Annotated in this window: 14 protein-coding genes; 6 read left to right on the forward strand and 8 right to left on the reverse strand. The window is 49.4% G+C overall.

Annotation, left to right across the window (positions count from 1 at the left end):
- Window positions 1-12: 12 nt before the first annotated feature.
- Complete coding sequence (locus QCB44_RS00250; RefSeq protein ID WP_279407196.1) at window positions 13-1,155, reverse strand: aminotransferase class I/II-fold pyridoxal phosphate-dependent enzyme; 1,143 nt, start codon at window positions 1,153-1,155, stop codon at window positions 13-15.
- Window positions 1,156-1,407: 252 nt separating this feature from the next.
- On the opposite strand from QCB44_RS00250, the gene QCB44_RS00255 reads away from it, so the two are divergent.
- The 4 genes from QCB44_RS00255 (at window position 1,408) to QCB44_RS00270 (ending at window position 4,643) form a co-directional block, all read left to right on the forward strand.
- Window positions 1,408-1,893 carry a YajQ family cyclic di-GMP-binding protein gene (locus tag QCB44_RS00255; protein WP_279407198.1) on the forward strand — a complete coding sequence of 162 codons (486 nt, stop codon included), beginning with the start codon at window positions 1,408-1,410 and terminating at the stop codon, window positions 1,891-1,893.
- Window positions 1,894-1,959: 66 nt separating this feature from the next.
- Entirely contained in the window at window positions 1,960-2,856 is an 897-nt protein-coding gene (gene argB, locus QCB44_RS00260) for an acetylglutamate kinase (RefSeq protein ID WP_347710088.1), read from the forward strand.
- A 100-nt stretch (window positions 2,857-2,956) separates the two neighbouring features.
- The gene (locus QCB44_RS00265; protein WP_279407201.1) at window positions 2,957-3,778 is read left to right on the forward strand and encodes a mechanosensitive ion channel domain-containing protein; all 822 of its coding nucleotides are present in this window, start codon (window positions 2,957-2,959) and stop codon (window positions 3,776-3,778) included.
- Between the two features lie 94 nt (window positions 3,779-3,872).
- Window positions 3,873-4,643: a sulfite exporter TauE/SafE family protein gene (locus tag QCB44_RS00270; protein ID WP_279407202.1), complete on the forward strand. Its 771-nt coding sequence runs from the start codon at window positions 3,873-3,875 to the stop codon at window positions 4,641-4,643.
- 89 nt (window positions 4,644-4,732) lie between these two features.
- Here QCB44_RS00270 and QCB44_RS00275 read toward each other — a convergent pair whose 3' ends face one another.
- From QCB44_RS00275 to nfo, 4 genes are all read right to left on the reverse strand, one after another.
- Window positions 4,733-5,368, reverse strand: a complete 636-nt coding sequence (locus QCB44_RS00275) for an OmpA family protein (protein ID WP_279407203.1) — start codon at window positions 5,366-5,368, stop codon at window positions 4,733-4,735.
- Window positions 5,369-5,521: 153 nt separating this feature from the next.
- On the reverse strand, window positions 5,522-6,034 hold the full coding sequence (locus tag QCB44_RS00280; RefSeq protein WP_279407205.1) for a histidine phosphatase family protein: 513 nt from the start codon (window positions 6,032-6,034) through the stop codon (window positions 5,522-5,524).
- 40 nt (window positions 6,035-6,074) lie between these two features.
- On the reverse strand, window positions 6,075-6,713 hold the full coding sequence (gene pyrE, locus QCB44_RS00285; RefSeq protein WP_279407206.1) for an orotate phosphoribosyltransferase: 639 nt from the start codon (window positions 6,711-6,713) through the stop codon (window positions 6,075-6,077).
- Between the two features lie 203 nt (window positions 6,714-6,916).
- Window positions 6,917-7,759 carry a deoxyribonuclease IV gene (gene nfo, locus QCB44_RS00290; protein WP_279407207.1) on the reverse strand — a complete coding sequence of 281 codons (843 nt, stop codon included), beginning with the start codon at window positions 7,757-7,759 and terminating at the stop codon, window positions 6,917-6,919.
- A 177-nt stretch (window positions 7,760-7,936) separates the two neighbouring features.
- Between nfo and QCB44_RS00295 the strand changes: the two genes are divergently transcribed.
- Both QCB44_RS00295 and QCB44_RS00300 read left to right on the forward strand, forming a co-directional pair.
- On the forward strand, window positions 7,937-8,455 hold the full coding sequence (locus QCB44_RS00295) for a hypothetical protein (RefSeq protein WP_279407208.1): 519 nt from the start codon (window positions 7,937-7,939) through the stop codon (window positions 8,453-8,455).
- A 143-nt stretch (window positions 8,456-8,598) separates the two neighbouring features.
- Window positions 8,599-9,699, forward strand: a complete 1,101-nt coding sequence (locus QCB44_RS00300) for an NADP oxidoreductase (protein WP_279407209.1) — start codon at window positions 8,599-8,601, stop codon at window positions 9,697-9,699.
- A gap of 30 nt (window positions 9,700-9,729) precedes the next feature.
- Here the strand turns inward: QCB44_RS00300 and ppx are convergent, their stop codons facing one another.
- From ppx to yidD, 3 genes are all read right to left on the reverse strand, one after another.
- On the reverse strand, window positions 9,730-11,256 hold the full coding sequence (ppx, locus tag QCB44_RS00305; RefSeq protein WP_279407210.1) for an exopolyphosphatase: 1,527 nt from the start codon (window positions 11,254-11,256) through the stop codon (window positions 9,730-9,732).
- 253 nt (window positions 11,257-11,509) lie between these two features.
- Window positions 11,510-13,633: a polyphosphate kinase 1 gene (gene ppk1 / locus QCB44_RS00310; protein WP_279407212.1), complete on the reverse strand. Its 2,124-nt coding sequence runs from the start codon at window positions 13,631-13,633 to the stop codon at window positions 11,510-11,512.
- Window positions 13,634-13,835: 202 nt separating this feature from the next.
- On the reverse strand, window positions 13,836-14,162 hold the full coding sequence (gene yidD / locus QCB44_RS00315) for a membrane protein insertion efficiency factor YidD (RefSeq protein ID WP_279407213.1): 327 nt from the start codon (window positions 14,160-14,162) through the stop codon (window positions 13,836-13,838).
- Between the last annotated feature and the right edge of the window lie 17 nt (window positions 14,163-14,179).

The following is a 14,179-nucleotide window of genomic DNA, read 5'->3' on the forward strand; positions in this document are numbered from 1 at the left end:
TGGTAGCCGCTTCTAGCGGGCAATAAAATGCCCTAGCCGTTCCACCGCTTCCAGCAGTTTTTCATTATCCGTTGTATAGGCTAAGCGAATGTGGTGTTGTCCGGCTATCGGACTGAAGTCGATGCCGGGCGTAAGCGCGACGCCTTCTTGGCTGAGTAGGTCGGCACAAAATCTTTCTGAATCGGTAGCAAATTCCGCAATATCCCAATAGAGATAAAAGGCGCCTTCCGGCATCAGTTTGGGAGCCATGCCGTTTTGTTGTAGGGCTTGATAGAGTAGGTTGCGGCGCGATTCAAATATTTGCCGGCGCGATTCCAGTTCCGCCAAAGCGTCCTCTTCCAATACGCGCAGAGCGCCATACTGCGCCGGGGTAGGCGCGGCTAAATAGAGGTTTTGTCCTAGACGGTCGAGAATGGGCATCAGAGAATCAGGAGCGACGCACCAGCCGAGCCGCCAGCCGGTCATGCCGAAAAATTTCGAAAATGAATTAATTACAATGACATTCTCGGGCAGATCCTTGTGCGCCAGAATGCTTTCTGCCGGACGATCATAGACCAGGCCTTGGTAAATTTCGTCCACCACCAGCCAGGCATTACGCTCTGCAAGAAAGTGCGCCATTCGATGCAGTTCGTTCTGTTCGATTACCGTACCGGTTGGATTGGCCGGTGTGGCCACCATCACCGCTTTAATACCGCTTTGCCAATGTTTTTCCAGTAGGCTTGTATTCAGCTGATAGCGGCTTTGCTCGCTGACGGGAATGCTAAGCAGTCGCCCTTGTAGAAGGTTGACAAACTGGCGATTGCACGGATAGGTCGGATCGGCCATCATGACCTTGTCTCCCGGGTTGAGCAGGGCGGTGAGAATCAACTGCAAGGCGCTGGAAGAGCCGGGCGTCAGCATGATATTGTCAGCGCTGACATCCGCACGGTAGAAGCTGTGGTAAAAGTCCGCCAGTTTTTGTCTTAATTCGGGCAGTCCCAGGGTTGGGGTGTAGTGGGTCAATCCCTTTTGGCTCGCCGCATAAGCGGCCTCATGCACGCAATTCAAAGAGGGGAAGTCCGGTTCGCCAATTTCCATATGAATGATCTCTTTTTCCTGAGCTTGCAGCGCTTTGGCTTCACCGAGGATTTTCATCACGCGAAACGGTTCGATCATTTGGGCTTGTTTGGAAAATGATGGGCGAAAAAGGGTGGACGACATGGTGGAACACAGGCCTGTTGAGTTTTAATAGTCAAAAGAGCCTTCATTATAGGGCGCTCATCAAGAGAAATAAATTGGATTGCGATCGTTATAACGCTAAGAGAACGGCGGGTTACAATTCCCTTACAGACCTAGTCGGCAACAAGTGATAAAATAAATGGTTTGAATTTGAGCAGGCCTGTCTGCAGTGAGATTTAAGGAGAAAGCATGCCATCATTTGATATTGTGTCCGAAATCGATAAGCACGAATTGACCAATGCAGTGGATCAAGCCAACCGTGAGGTGGGGACGCGTTTTGATTTTAAAGGAACGGAATCCAGCTTCGAGCTGAAAGACAATCTGGTCACGATGAAAACGGAATCTGAATTCCAGCTTCAGCAGATGTATGCCATTCTGGTACAAAAAGCCAATCGTCGCGGAATTGACGTGAAATGTATGGAAGAGAAGGAGCCGGTGCTGCAGCTTAAAAGTGCAACTCAAGTGATCAGTATGCGTGAAGGCCTGGATGCGCCGTTGGCAAAAAAGATCATTAAGGCGATCAAGGATTCTAAAATTAAAGTGCAGGCGGCTAATCAGGGTGACAGCATTCGTGTAACCGGTAAAAAACGCGACGATCTGCAACAAGTGATGCAGATGTTAAGAGGGATGGAAGATCTGGAGTTGCCGCTGCAGTTTACTAATTTCCGCGACTGAGGTTTCATCCCTTTGTACCCATATCATTGATGAAAGAAGAATGACGCCATGAGAGTGCAAAACACCATGAACTTGAATAAACAACAAGCCCAAAACATCGCTTCGGTATTGGCTGAAGCTCTCCCTTATATTCAGCGCTTTGCTGGCAAAACCATTGTGGTGAAATACGGTGGCAATGCCATGATTGACGAGGCGCTAAAGGAAGGCTTTGCCCGAGATATCGTGCTGATGAAACTGGTCGGGATGAACCCGGTGGTGGTGCATGGTGGCGGGCCGCAAATTGGCGACTTGCTCAAACGAGTTGGTAAAGAGTCCGAATTTATTCAAGGGATGCGGGTCACCGATACCGAGACCATGGATATTGTCGAGATGGTACTTGGCGGTCAAGTGAATAAAGAGATCGTGAACTTGATTCATCGCCATGGCGGAAACTCAGTGGGACTGACTGGAAAAGACGGTAATTTGATCTGCGCCAAAAAAATGCATATGGAAGTCAATGCGCCGCAATTGAACGCGCCGGAAATCATTGATTTGGGGCATGTTGGTGAGGTGGAAAAAATCAATACCGAAGTGCTGGATATGTTGATCCAGGGCGACTTTATTCCTGTGATTGCCCCGGTGGGGGTTGGGCGTGATGGCCACTCTTATAACATCAACGCCGATCTGGTTGCCGGTAAGGTGGCCGAAGCCCTGAAAGCCGAAAAGCTGATGCTGTTGACCAATATCCCAGGCCTGTTGGATAAGAATGGGCAATTGCTGACCGGCTTGACCACGCAGAAGGTAGATGAGTTGATTGCCGACGGGACCATTTACGGTGGCATGTTGCCTAAGATTCAATGTGCATTGGATGCGGTGCAAAATGGCGTGCATTCAGCACACATCATCGACGGACGGGTTGAGCATGCGGTGATGCTGGAAGTCTTTACCGATGAGGGAGTCGGTACCTTGATCACCGCAGAATAGGCGATCGTTAAAGGCGGCGAAAACTTTTACTCTCTGCGCTAAAAAGCGCAGTATAATCGAATCGATACTTAACACAACTTCATATCGTCGAGGGGGAGTAATGGATATTGAAATGATGATTCAGGGGTATGCCGTGCCGTGGGGAATTAAGATTGCCTTGGCTCTGGTCATTTTTATCGTCGGTCGCTGGGTCGCGAAAGGCATTGTCAAGCTGTTGAAAAAACTGCTCAGCCGCAGCGATAAAGTGGATCCGATGCTGGTCAACTTTATTGCCTCCATTGCGAATGCGCTGCTGCTTCTGGTCGTTGTTATCGCCGCGTTGGATCAGCTGGGTGTCGATACCACGTCACTGGTGGCTTTGATTGGTGCGGCCGGTTTGGCGATTGGTTTGGCTCTGCAAGGGTCAATGCAAAACTTTGCCGCTGGGGTGATGATTCTGGTATTCAAGCCGTTTAAGAGTGGTGACTTTATTGAAGCGGGTGGCGTCACCGGAATTGTTGAAACGGTGAATATCTTCAGTTCTACCCTGCGTACCGGTGATAACAAGGAAGTAATCGTTCCGAACGGTAATATCTATTCCAGCTCGATTATCAATTATTCCAAGCGCGATACCCGTCGTGTGGACATGGTATTCGGCATCGGTTATGACGATGATATCCGCCAAGCCAAGTCTATTTTAGAGAAGCTGGTGAGTGAGGATGAGCGCATTCTCAAAGAGCCGGCGCCGGTTGTCGCCTTGTCCGAACTGGGTGACAGCAGTGTTAACTTTGTTGTCCGTCCTTGGGTCAATTCGGGTGACTATTGGGCCGTGCTGTGGGCTATGAATGAAAAGGTCAAATTGGCGTTCGATGAAGCCGGAATTTCGATTCCATACCCGCAGATGGACGTGCATCTGCATAATGCCGAGCAGGCAGAGAAGTAAACTCTGTTTTAAGTGCAATGCAAAGCGTTTAAAAGCCCCGTTTAGGGGCTTTTTTATTGAGTGGGCTTTTTAAGCCGATGATTGAGTATGAGTTATGTGGTTTGACCAAATACTGCTTTTTATTGTTTCTTTGGTAGCAAATCTGTTTTCTGCCTTGGCAGGCGGTGGGGCCGGGTTGTTGCAGTTGCCGGCGTTGTTGTTTTTAGGGTTGCCGTTTGGCGTCGCTTTGGCCACGCATAAGGTTGCGAGTGTGTTTTTAGGGTTGGGGGCCACCGTGCGCCACTTGAGATCTTCGACGTTCGATTGGCGTTTTTCCGCTTTTGTTCTCGCCACCGGTCTGCCGGGTGTGGTGATGGGAGCGAGCATTATTCTACAAGTGGATGATCGCATATCGCAGTTTCTATTAGGCTGTCTGACTTTGGGGTTGGGAGTTTATTCGTGGTTGAAGCCGGAACTTGGACAAACCGAGGCGTTTAAAAATCGAGAGTGGTCCGGGCTGCTTATCGGAGGTGCAGTCCTCTTTTTGATTGGTGCTCTGAATGGCTCATTAACCTCAGGAACCGGCCTGTTTGTAACGCTGTGGCTGGTTCGTTGGTTCGGAATGGATTACAAAACGGCTGTTGGCTATACGCTCATTCTGGTGGGTATCTTTTGGAACGGTTCGGGGGCACTGACGTTAGGCCTTTTGGGCGAGATTCAGTGGGATTGGTTGCCGGCACTGATTTTGGGTTCGTTGATTGGCGGTTATTTAGGCGCGCATTTTGCCATAGTCAAAGGAAACCGCTTGGTGAAGCGCAGCTTTGAGATGGTTACCGTTTTGGTAGGTTTCAGTTTGATTGGAAAAGCACTGACTGAATGGGTTTAAAAGCCGTGGAAGTCATTAAAAAAAGGCCGTTCAGAGAACTCTGAACGGCCTTTTGTTGAAATGGTGTTGGTAAAACGAGAAGTGATCGTTTATTTGACCACTTCGATTTCTACGCGACGGTTTTCTGCACGTCCGGCTTTGGTTTTATTGGTTGCTACTGGCGCAGACTCACCCATGCCGACTGTTTCAATGCGGCTGCCGTCAATGCCCTTGCTTTCCAAGTAAGTTTTAACGGCCGCAGCACGGCGTTCAGACAGTCCCTGGTTATAGGCCGCAGTACCCGCTGAATCCGTATGCCCCGTGACCTTGATATTCGTTTCAGGATGACGGCTCATGTAGTCGGCATACACATCCAACTCTTCTTTGGCTTCTGGCTTCAATTCTGCGCTGTCGTTTTCGAAGAAACCGCGGAAGGCAGCAGGTGCATCTTCTTTGACTTTTTCAACGACTGGGGCAGGTGCCGGTTTTGGCGCTGGGGCGGGTGCGATAACCGGAGCCGGTTTTGGTTCTGGTTTCGGTTCTTCCCAACCTTCACATTTTGCAATCGCAGTTTCCTTGCTCCAATCAATGGAACGCACGCATCCGCCGTAGTTGTCACGCACTACCAAACCTCGGTAGTCAACAGCGTAGGCATTGGTTCCTTCACTCGGAATATCTTCAGCTTGAGCTGGAGAAAATGCGGCAACGGAAAGAACGGCGGCAAGTGGAAGTAATTTCATCTTCATGGCTAGTATCCTTATCATGTGTTAACTCTGAAGTTTGGCAGAGCTTTTTAAAAGGCCCTACTTAAAATATAACACGTAAAAGGACGAGTTAATAGGCGTATTTGCCTGACTAAGGTGGTGATATTAGTAGAAAATTGATCCTGGTTAAAAACATCACTCAGGCAGTTTGATGTCCTTGGGGCGAACAAAGCGCAGTAGTTTGCCACAGCCGGATTGCAGGTTTTCCCAGTTTTCAGGAAGGATGAAGTGCGCCAGACTGGCGGTCGGGAAAAGATCGGTCTGGGATTCTTCCGTGCCGCTGTTTAAAAAGTTAAATAGCCGTTCCAGGCCAGGGTTGTGGCCGATAATCATTAAACGCTCTACCTGCGGAGCTTCGGCCAAAATGCTCTTTAACGTTTCCAGATTGGCCAGATATAGGGCATCAACGGTTTGCGTCTGTGAACCGCATTCGCTGCAGATACGCTTGAGGGTTTGTTGAGCACGTTTGGCGGGCGAGGTAAGAATCATGTCTGGGATCAGACTTTCCTGCTTCATCCATTTGCCCATTTTGGCCGCATTTTTTTTGCCGCGTGAGGCTAATGGCCGGTCGATGTCCATTAAGGAGTCGTCTTTCCAATCGGATTTGGCATGCCTTAGCAGCATCAGTTCACGAAGTTGTTGAGTCATGATGAACGCTTCTCAATCAAATGGATCACAGATCCAGGTGTTAATCGATTCCATACTCTTTGCGGTATTCAACCATCGCATCCAGATAAATTTGCATATCAGGCTGTGTTTTCAGGTAGTTGATGATGTCAGTCAAATCAATGATGCTGGCGACAGGAATGCCGTATTCCGCTTCGACCTCTTGAATGGCAGACAGTTCGGTTTGGCCTTTTTCCATGCGGTCCAGCGCAATGAGCACCCCGGCCGGTTCTGCGCCGTTGGCTTTAATGATGTCGATGGCCTCACGGATGGCGGTACCGGCGGTGATGACGTCATCGATAATCAGTACCTTGCCTTCTAATGCATGGCCGACAATATTGCCACCTTCACCGTGATCTTTGGCTTCTTTACGGTTAAACGCATAGGGTTTGTCGATCTGGTGATCCTGGGCCAGAGCGACGCTGGTGGTCGCGGCTAACGGAATACCTTTATAAGCCGGACCGAATAACACATCGAATTCAATGCCGGATTCCGCCAGAGCATCGGCATAACCTTGAGCCAGTGTGGCAAGTTGTCCGCCGGTGTTGAACAGGCCTGCATTGAAAAAGTAAGGGCTTTTACGTCCGGATTTGAGTGTGAATTCGCCCAGTTTAAGAACACCGGCTTGCATGACGAATTCGATAAATTGATTTTTATTCATTGATTGGAAACGGTTGATCAAAAGAGCTTTATCTTACTCCATGCAAATTCCGCCCCGCAAGTTTTTTACATGGCGTTGTCTTTGTTCGACTGATTTGCATGAAGGAGTATGCATTGCTCATTCTGGACAGGCCTGGTGAAAAGAGAGGCCGATCGGACGAATGGTCGTTTTGCGAGATAAGGTGAACGGCGATTGGCGAGTGTTTAGGCCTGTTGAGCAAAGTCTTTAAGTGTTTGAATTTCTTGGTCCCAAATGTCCGGATTAATGGTTTCCAGAATCATTGGAATTTCATCGATACGCGGATCCTGCATCAGTTTTTTAAAGGCCTCCCAACCGATTTCACCTTCTCCGAGGCTATGGTGGCGATCCAGTTTTTGTCCCAATTTGGCTTTGGAGTCGTTAAGATGCACGCCTTTTAAGTATTCAAATCCGACCACTTCGCCAAAATCGCGCATGACCCCTTCGTAATCGCCTTTGAGGTCGTAACCGGCGGCAAAGGCGTGGCAGGTATCAAAGCAAACCCCTACACGGCTTTTATCTTCGACCTTATCGATGAGGTAGGCGAGTTGTTCGTGGCGGTACCCCAGATTTGAGCCCTGGCCAGCGGTGTTTTCAATCACTGCAGTGACGCCCTGGGTTTGTTCAAGGGCAAAGTTAATGGATTCGGCGATGTAATCCAGGCACTGTTCTTCAGGGATTTCCCGCAGGTGGCTGCCGGGGTGGAAGTTCAGCAGGGTGATACCAAGCTGTTCACAACGCTGAAGTTCATCAATAAAGGCATCCAGCGATTTCTGGCGTTTGTCGATTTCCGGATGGCCGAGGTTAATCAGGTAGCTGTCGTGCGGCAGAATCTGCTTGCTGCTGTAGCCGTAGCGTTCACAGTTGGCTTTAAAGGCTTCAATGCTTTTTTGAGTTAAAGGTTTAGCCACCCATTGACGTTGGTTTTTGGTAAATAATGCAAACGCAGTTGCGCCGATTTCATGAGCTCGGAGCGGGGCGTTTTCGACGCCGCCGGCCGCAGAGACATGGGCTCCAATGTATTTCATGAGGCCTTTCCTGAGTGTTTGGTATAGAGGTTGGAGAATGAAAATTTAAAATTGGCACACTCTCTGCATTAGAGTCGCCATACATATAATTATACCGAATTGTGCCGACAAAAAATTGACAGTCCTTTGCATTGTTTCGGGCTGGGATGCATGGTCGGCAAGCACAGGGAGAAGAACATGGCGATTGATTTAAGAAAAGTAGAACCTTTAGGATCCAAAAGCGTTTTGTTGGAGCAGGCGATGCGTCGCCACCTGGGACAACCTGCCAAAAAAGAACAGGCCAGCCGCGCAAATGGCGCCTATGACGATATGGATATGTCGGATATGATCACTCCGGATTTTGAGTGGTTGAATGAAGACAAAACCGCCTTGAAAAATCTGGTGGCGCAAATGGATGCGTCAATCGGCCAGATCGCCCAGCAGATGCGTGTATTGGAAGAAAGATCGACTAAAACCAGTCTTAAGGTTGAAAAAGAACAGCAGTTGCTGTTTAAGCAGATCAAAACCTTGAACGGTTTGTTGAAGCGTCAGGTTGATGTGTTTTCTTCCATGGAGAATCAGATTGCCGAGATTGAGATGAAGCAAAATAATCTGGTGGCGCAGGTTGGAATCGGTGTGATTGCCGGCTTGATGTCTGCGGCAACCATTCTGGTGACGGCGCCATGGATGACAGTGCTGATGGAGTATATTCGCTAAGTTCCTTTTTTTTATCTTTCGGCTTGTTTCGCTGGCCGAATAACCAACGTTGGCAAGCGCCGCCTCCGGCGGACTGTTCCTACCTTTGCTCCCTGTTTTCCCATGTTAAAATGGCCGCTTGGCCATTTTGTGGGAGATTTTCGATGCAGTTTATTGTCCTCAGCAATCGCTGCTTAACTGAACAATGCGCAGACAAAGCGATTTTTCATCTGGTGTTGCAACCCGAACTTGTGGAAACTGAATCAGACGCTGCGTTTGCTTACCAGCCAGGTGATTGGCTTACCCTGCAGGCAAAAAACGAACCGCAATTGGCTGAAGCGATTTTGCAAAAATTACAGCTTAACGGCGATGAAACGATTGAATTAAGACGCTGCGGCGTGGTCGGTGTTGGTGAAGCACTGGTTGAGCATTTGGAAATCGCTGCGTTGAATCCGGCTATCTTGAACAAATTGCAACGCCAGTATGGGTTTGAGGAGTGGGCAGATCGACAAGCAATGATCGATTACGCCTATGGGCGTGATATTCTTGATCTGCTGGACACTTATCCGGGTTTGTGTGATCTGGGTGTCGATTTTTTGTCACTTTTGGCGCCTTTAGGTCCGCGCTACTACTCCATTGCCTCGGCTCCGGTAGCGGTAGGAGATGAAGTGCATTTGCTGATTAGAGAGGTGGTCTATCGCAATGCCGCTTCGGAACGCATTCATTACGGAGTGGTCAGCCATGCCGTGAGTCGACTGCAGGCGGGGGAGGTGGTTCAAGGTGCCTTAAAGGCCAATCCAACCTTTAAACTTCCACAGGATCCTGCAACCCCTATCATTATGTTGGGAGCCGGAACCGGCTTGGCGCCGTTTATCGGGTTTATGCAACAGCGCGTAGCCGAAGGCGCTACCCAGAATCTCCTTATTTTCGGTGAAACCCATCAGGCCTGTGCCTTTTTATTTGAAGAGCAGCTGACTCAGTGGGTTTCGCAGGAACATTTGCAATTAGTCACCGCCTTTTCACGTGACCAGGCGCAAAAAGTATATGTTCAGCACCGTATGCTGGAACTGCGGCAAACCCTCTGGCAATGGATTGAGCAAGGCGCGCACATCTATTTGTGTGGCGATCAAACCGGGTTGGCTAAGGGGGTTGAATCCGCTTGGTTGGAGATCATGCAGTCGGAAGCAGGAATGGACTTGGAGCAAGCCAAACAAACCTGGCAGGCCTGGCGTAAAGCCAGACGCTTGCAGACCGATATCTATTAGGACGGGGTGTTGCCAGTTCTGGGTGATGACTTATTTAAAGTGCAGCTGGTAGCCAGCGGCTTCAAGACGTTTGGCTTCCGTTTCCAAATCCAGGCGGGTCATTGGGTGCTGTTCCAGCCAATGCTCGTCAAACTCCAACAGCAGTTCATTTCCGTTTTCGATGTAAAGGGTCGGCTCCAAGTTCTCAAAATCGCGGCCGCGGTGAATGCGCACTGCCAAACGTAACAACAACGTGAGGCGTATCAAGGTGTCACGATGCATATCGATTTCATCGTAGGCTTTGGAGATAAACTTGCCACGATGGTTCAGTACCAGGGCGCTGAGAATCTGCTTTTCCTGTTGGTTGAATCCGGCCATTTCAGCCTGAGCAATCAGATAGGCACTGTGATGACGGTAGCGTTTGTAACTGATGGCGATGCCGCATTCATGCAGTTGGGCCGCCCAGTTCAACAACTTTTTAAAGTCATATTCGTTGTCACGCAGTTGCCAGAGGTTATGCGTCTGTTTGAACAGAGCTTGAGCGGTAAAAGAAACGTGGTTTGCTTGCTGAGTATCAACGCGCATCCATTTCTGCATGGCAGCGACGCTGATTTCACGTGCGTCTTTGGCGAACAGGCGTCCCAAAGTGTCAAAGATCAAGCCTTCACGCAGGGCATTGGGCGAGACTTGCATCTGCTCAATGTCGAGTTCTTCAAAAGTGGCGATCAAAACCGCTAAGCCGCCGGCAAGGACCGGACGGCGCTCATCTTTCAGTCCTTCTATATCAAGGTCATCGGCATTTCCGGTTTCAATCAGGGCGTCGCGCAGCTTATACAGTGCCGGGAGGGTAATGCCGTGGTCGCTCCACTGGTTCTGTTCCAGAATCTGGCCGATAGACTTGATGGAGCCGGAAGCGCCAATGGCGGTATCCCAGCCAAGACGTTTCAGTTTGACCTGATGCGGACGCAGAGTCAGGCGGCAGGCGGAGATTGCTCGTTCCATTTTTTCGAGGGTGATCATGCCCTTGTCAAAATGTTTTTGTGTGACGCTGACACAGCCCATCTCAGTGCTGGTGAGATGGGTATGCGTAAACTGGCTGCCGATAATGTATTCAGTGCTGCCGCCGCCAATGTCCATGACCAGGCGTTGTTCTTCGCTTGCTGGTAGACCATGGGCAACGCCCAGATAAATCAAACGCGCTTCTTCTTGGCCGGTAATGATCTGAATGCTGTGGCCCAGTGCTTGACGCGCCTGTAAGAGAAATTCACGACTGTTTTTAGCGTTGCGTAGCGTGTTGGTGCCAACAGCGCGTACGTTTTGGGTGGGAATTTGATTAATAAGCTGGCCAAATCGCTGCAAACATTCGATGGCTTTATTGAACGCTTTTTCCGTGAGGTACCCGTTTTTATCTAGTCCGGCACGCAGACGAATCATTTCTTTGTGGCGGTCAACGACCTGCATTTGTCCGTGTACTTCACGGGCAATGATCAGGTGAAAACTGTTGGAACCGAGGTCAATAGCTGCATAGAGCGGACCTTCAGTTTCTGAAGTATGTTCAAGATTGGCTGTGGTATTCATACAATCGATGTCGCAATGGTTCGTTAAAGTGGCCAAATCTGTTTATCAGGGTTGGATCGAGTCAAACTGTCGTAAGAGGCCATTCAAAGAGGGGCCTAGTTTAACCGTTTTTGTCTCTTAGAGACATAAAACAATTTTTTAATGCGAGATGCAATGATGGTGTACCAGGAAGGCTAAAAAATTTAAATGCAAGGCGTGGAGTTGAACGATTTCGTTCATCCCCACGTGCCATTGCTTCGAGGCTGGTCAACCGTTACTGACTATATTTCTCAATCAACGCTTGTTGGGCACAGAAAGCCGGTTTGCCGTCTGGCGTTTTTTGCTGATAGGTTCCATCCGGTTGCAGCACCCAGGCGTTGACATTGTCTTCCAGGTAAATGGCCAAACCTTCCGTATACACTTTTTGGAAACAGTCGGCTTCCAGGATTGGGAAACAGGTTTCAACTCGAGAAAGCAGATTACGGCTCATCCAGTCTGCACTTGAGCAGTAAAGTTCCGGTTCACCACCATAGTTTTCAAAGTAATAAACCCGGTGATGTTCCAGAAAGCGGCCAACGATGCTGGTCACGGTAATGTTTTCCGACTGGCCTGGTATCCCGGGGCGTAACGAGCACATGCCGCGGATGATCAGGTCGATTTTAACGCCGGCTTGAGAAGCGTCATAAAGTGCGTCGATGATGGCTTGTTCCTGCAATCCGTTCATTTTGGCGATAATCCGCGCCGGTTTGCCTTGGCGGGCGTGTTCGGCTTCACGATGAATGCGCTCGATCATGCCACTGTGTAGCGAGAACGGGGACTGTAAAAGTACTTCTAATCCTTTGGTTTCACCGAGGCTGGTGAGCTGTTGGAAAATTTTGGAAGCGTCTCGCCCAATCGCAGGATTGGCGGTGAATAGTCCGAAATCCGTATAGAAGCGCGTGGTGATGTGATGATAGTTCCCGGTTCCCAAGTGGGTGTAATGGCGCAGTTTATCGCCTTCGCGGCGCACCACCAGAATCATTTTGGCGTGCGTCTTATATCCAACCACACCATACACCACATGCACACCGGCATCCTGCAGGCGAGTGGCTTGGATGATATTGGTGTCTTCATCAAAGCGTGCGCGCAGTTCCACCACAGCGGTGACCTCCTTGCCGTTGCGTGCCGCTTTTTCTAGAGCGTCGATAATGGCTGAGTTTTCCCCGGTTCGGTAGAGGGTCATGCGGATGGCTAATACACCAGGGTCTACCGCCGCTTGCTGTAAAAATTCGATGACTGGGGTAAAGGAATCATAAGGGTGGTGTAGCAGCAAATCTTTACGTTGAATGCGTTCAAACAGGGTTTCTGGTTGTTTTTTACGTTGGAATAAGCGGAACCCTTTATCGGTTTTGCGCTGTTTAAGCTGTTTTTGTGAATAGGGGGTGAACAGCAAGTCGGGACGATTCGCCATATCCGGCACGGCATTCAGTCGGTGCAGGTTCACCGGGCCGTTGACCTGATATAGGGCTTCTTCTTCAAGCTGGAATTGATCAAGTAAAAACTCAACCATATTGCGCGGACAGTTATCCGCCACTTCCAGGCGAATAGCGCCGCCGTATTGTCGGCCGGAAAGTTCCCCTTTTAGCGCGCCCATAATGTCTTCGACCTCTTCTTCATCGATAAAGAGGTTGGTGTTGCGGGTCACGCGGAACTGGTAGCAGCCGGTCACCGTCATGCCCGGGAAGAGGGTGGCGACATTGGCATGCAGTACCGACGAGAGGAAGACAAAGTCGTTTTCACCATCAGTCGCTTCCGGCGGCAGTTTGATAATACGTGGCAAAGAGCGGGGTACCTGAACCACCGCCAGTCCATTGGAACGACCGAAGGCATCCTTGCCTTCCAGAGAAACAATAAAGTTCAAACTCTTATTGAGAATTCTCGGGAACGGGTGTGACGGATCCAATCCCATTGGGCTTAATACCGGTTGTAAGGATTCCAAAAAGTAGTTACGAATCCATTCTTTATGTTGTTCGCTCCAGTGGTTGCGGCGTAAGAAGCGAATGTTCTCTTTTTGTAAATCCGGAATGAGTACATTGTTTAGGGTGTGGTACTGGTCTTCGACAATGTCGTGTGCCGTCTGTTGCAGCATGTCAATGGCCTCTTGGGGCAGCAGACCGTCCGGTTTGGTGAGTGCGCCCGGATCGTTTTTCAACTCATACAGACTGGCCAGGCGGACTTCAAAAAATTCGTCCATATTGCTGCTGGAAATGCACAGGTACTTCAGGCGCTCCAATAACGGAATATCCGGTTTTTTCGCCTGGGCCAAGACACGGCGGTTGAACTCCAGCAAACTGCGCTCGCGATTTATGTACTTAGGGTAGTTTTCAGCATTCAGCGGGGCGTGTTCTTGTTCTGTCATGATGTGATCTGAAGTGGACTCAGTGTGCATTTCTGTTTGACCTGTATTGATTATGCGCATTCTTCATATTGCATTAAAGGGGTGCTTTTCGATTTTGATTTTCGGCCGGTTAAATTAAATGGGTACCCAAGCAAAATCGATTACTTATTATCCTCTAAAAATATGACAGCGCGGTGAATTTGTAAAGTGGCCAGATTAGCTTCTACTTTTTATGAGAGTGTTTTGGCGGATTGGTCTTGAGACTGGATGACGGGCATTCCGCATCAGCTTGATCGTTGTCGTATCCGTCTTTATGAGCTCGACAGCCACAGCTTGGTACGGGGTCGACACCGCCGGGATTCCCGGGATGGCAGCGTCCAATGCGCTTAATGGCAAGCCAGCTCCCGCAGAGTACACCGTGTTGTTTGATGGCATCAATGGTGTAATTCGAGCAGCTTGGATAAAAGCGGCAGCGTGGACCGAGTAATGGGCTTATAAGCAGCTGATAGATGCGAACGAGGCCAATCAGTAGCCATTTAATTGGGTTCATGAAAATACCCTGATCTG

This window comes from Thiomicrorhabdus sp. zzn3 (assembly GCF_029767755.1).
Lineage (GTDB): Bacteria > Pseudomonadota > Gammaproteobacteria > Thiomicrospirales > Thiomicrospiraceae > Thiomicrorhabdus.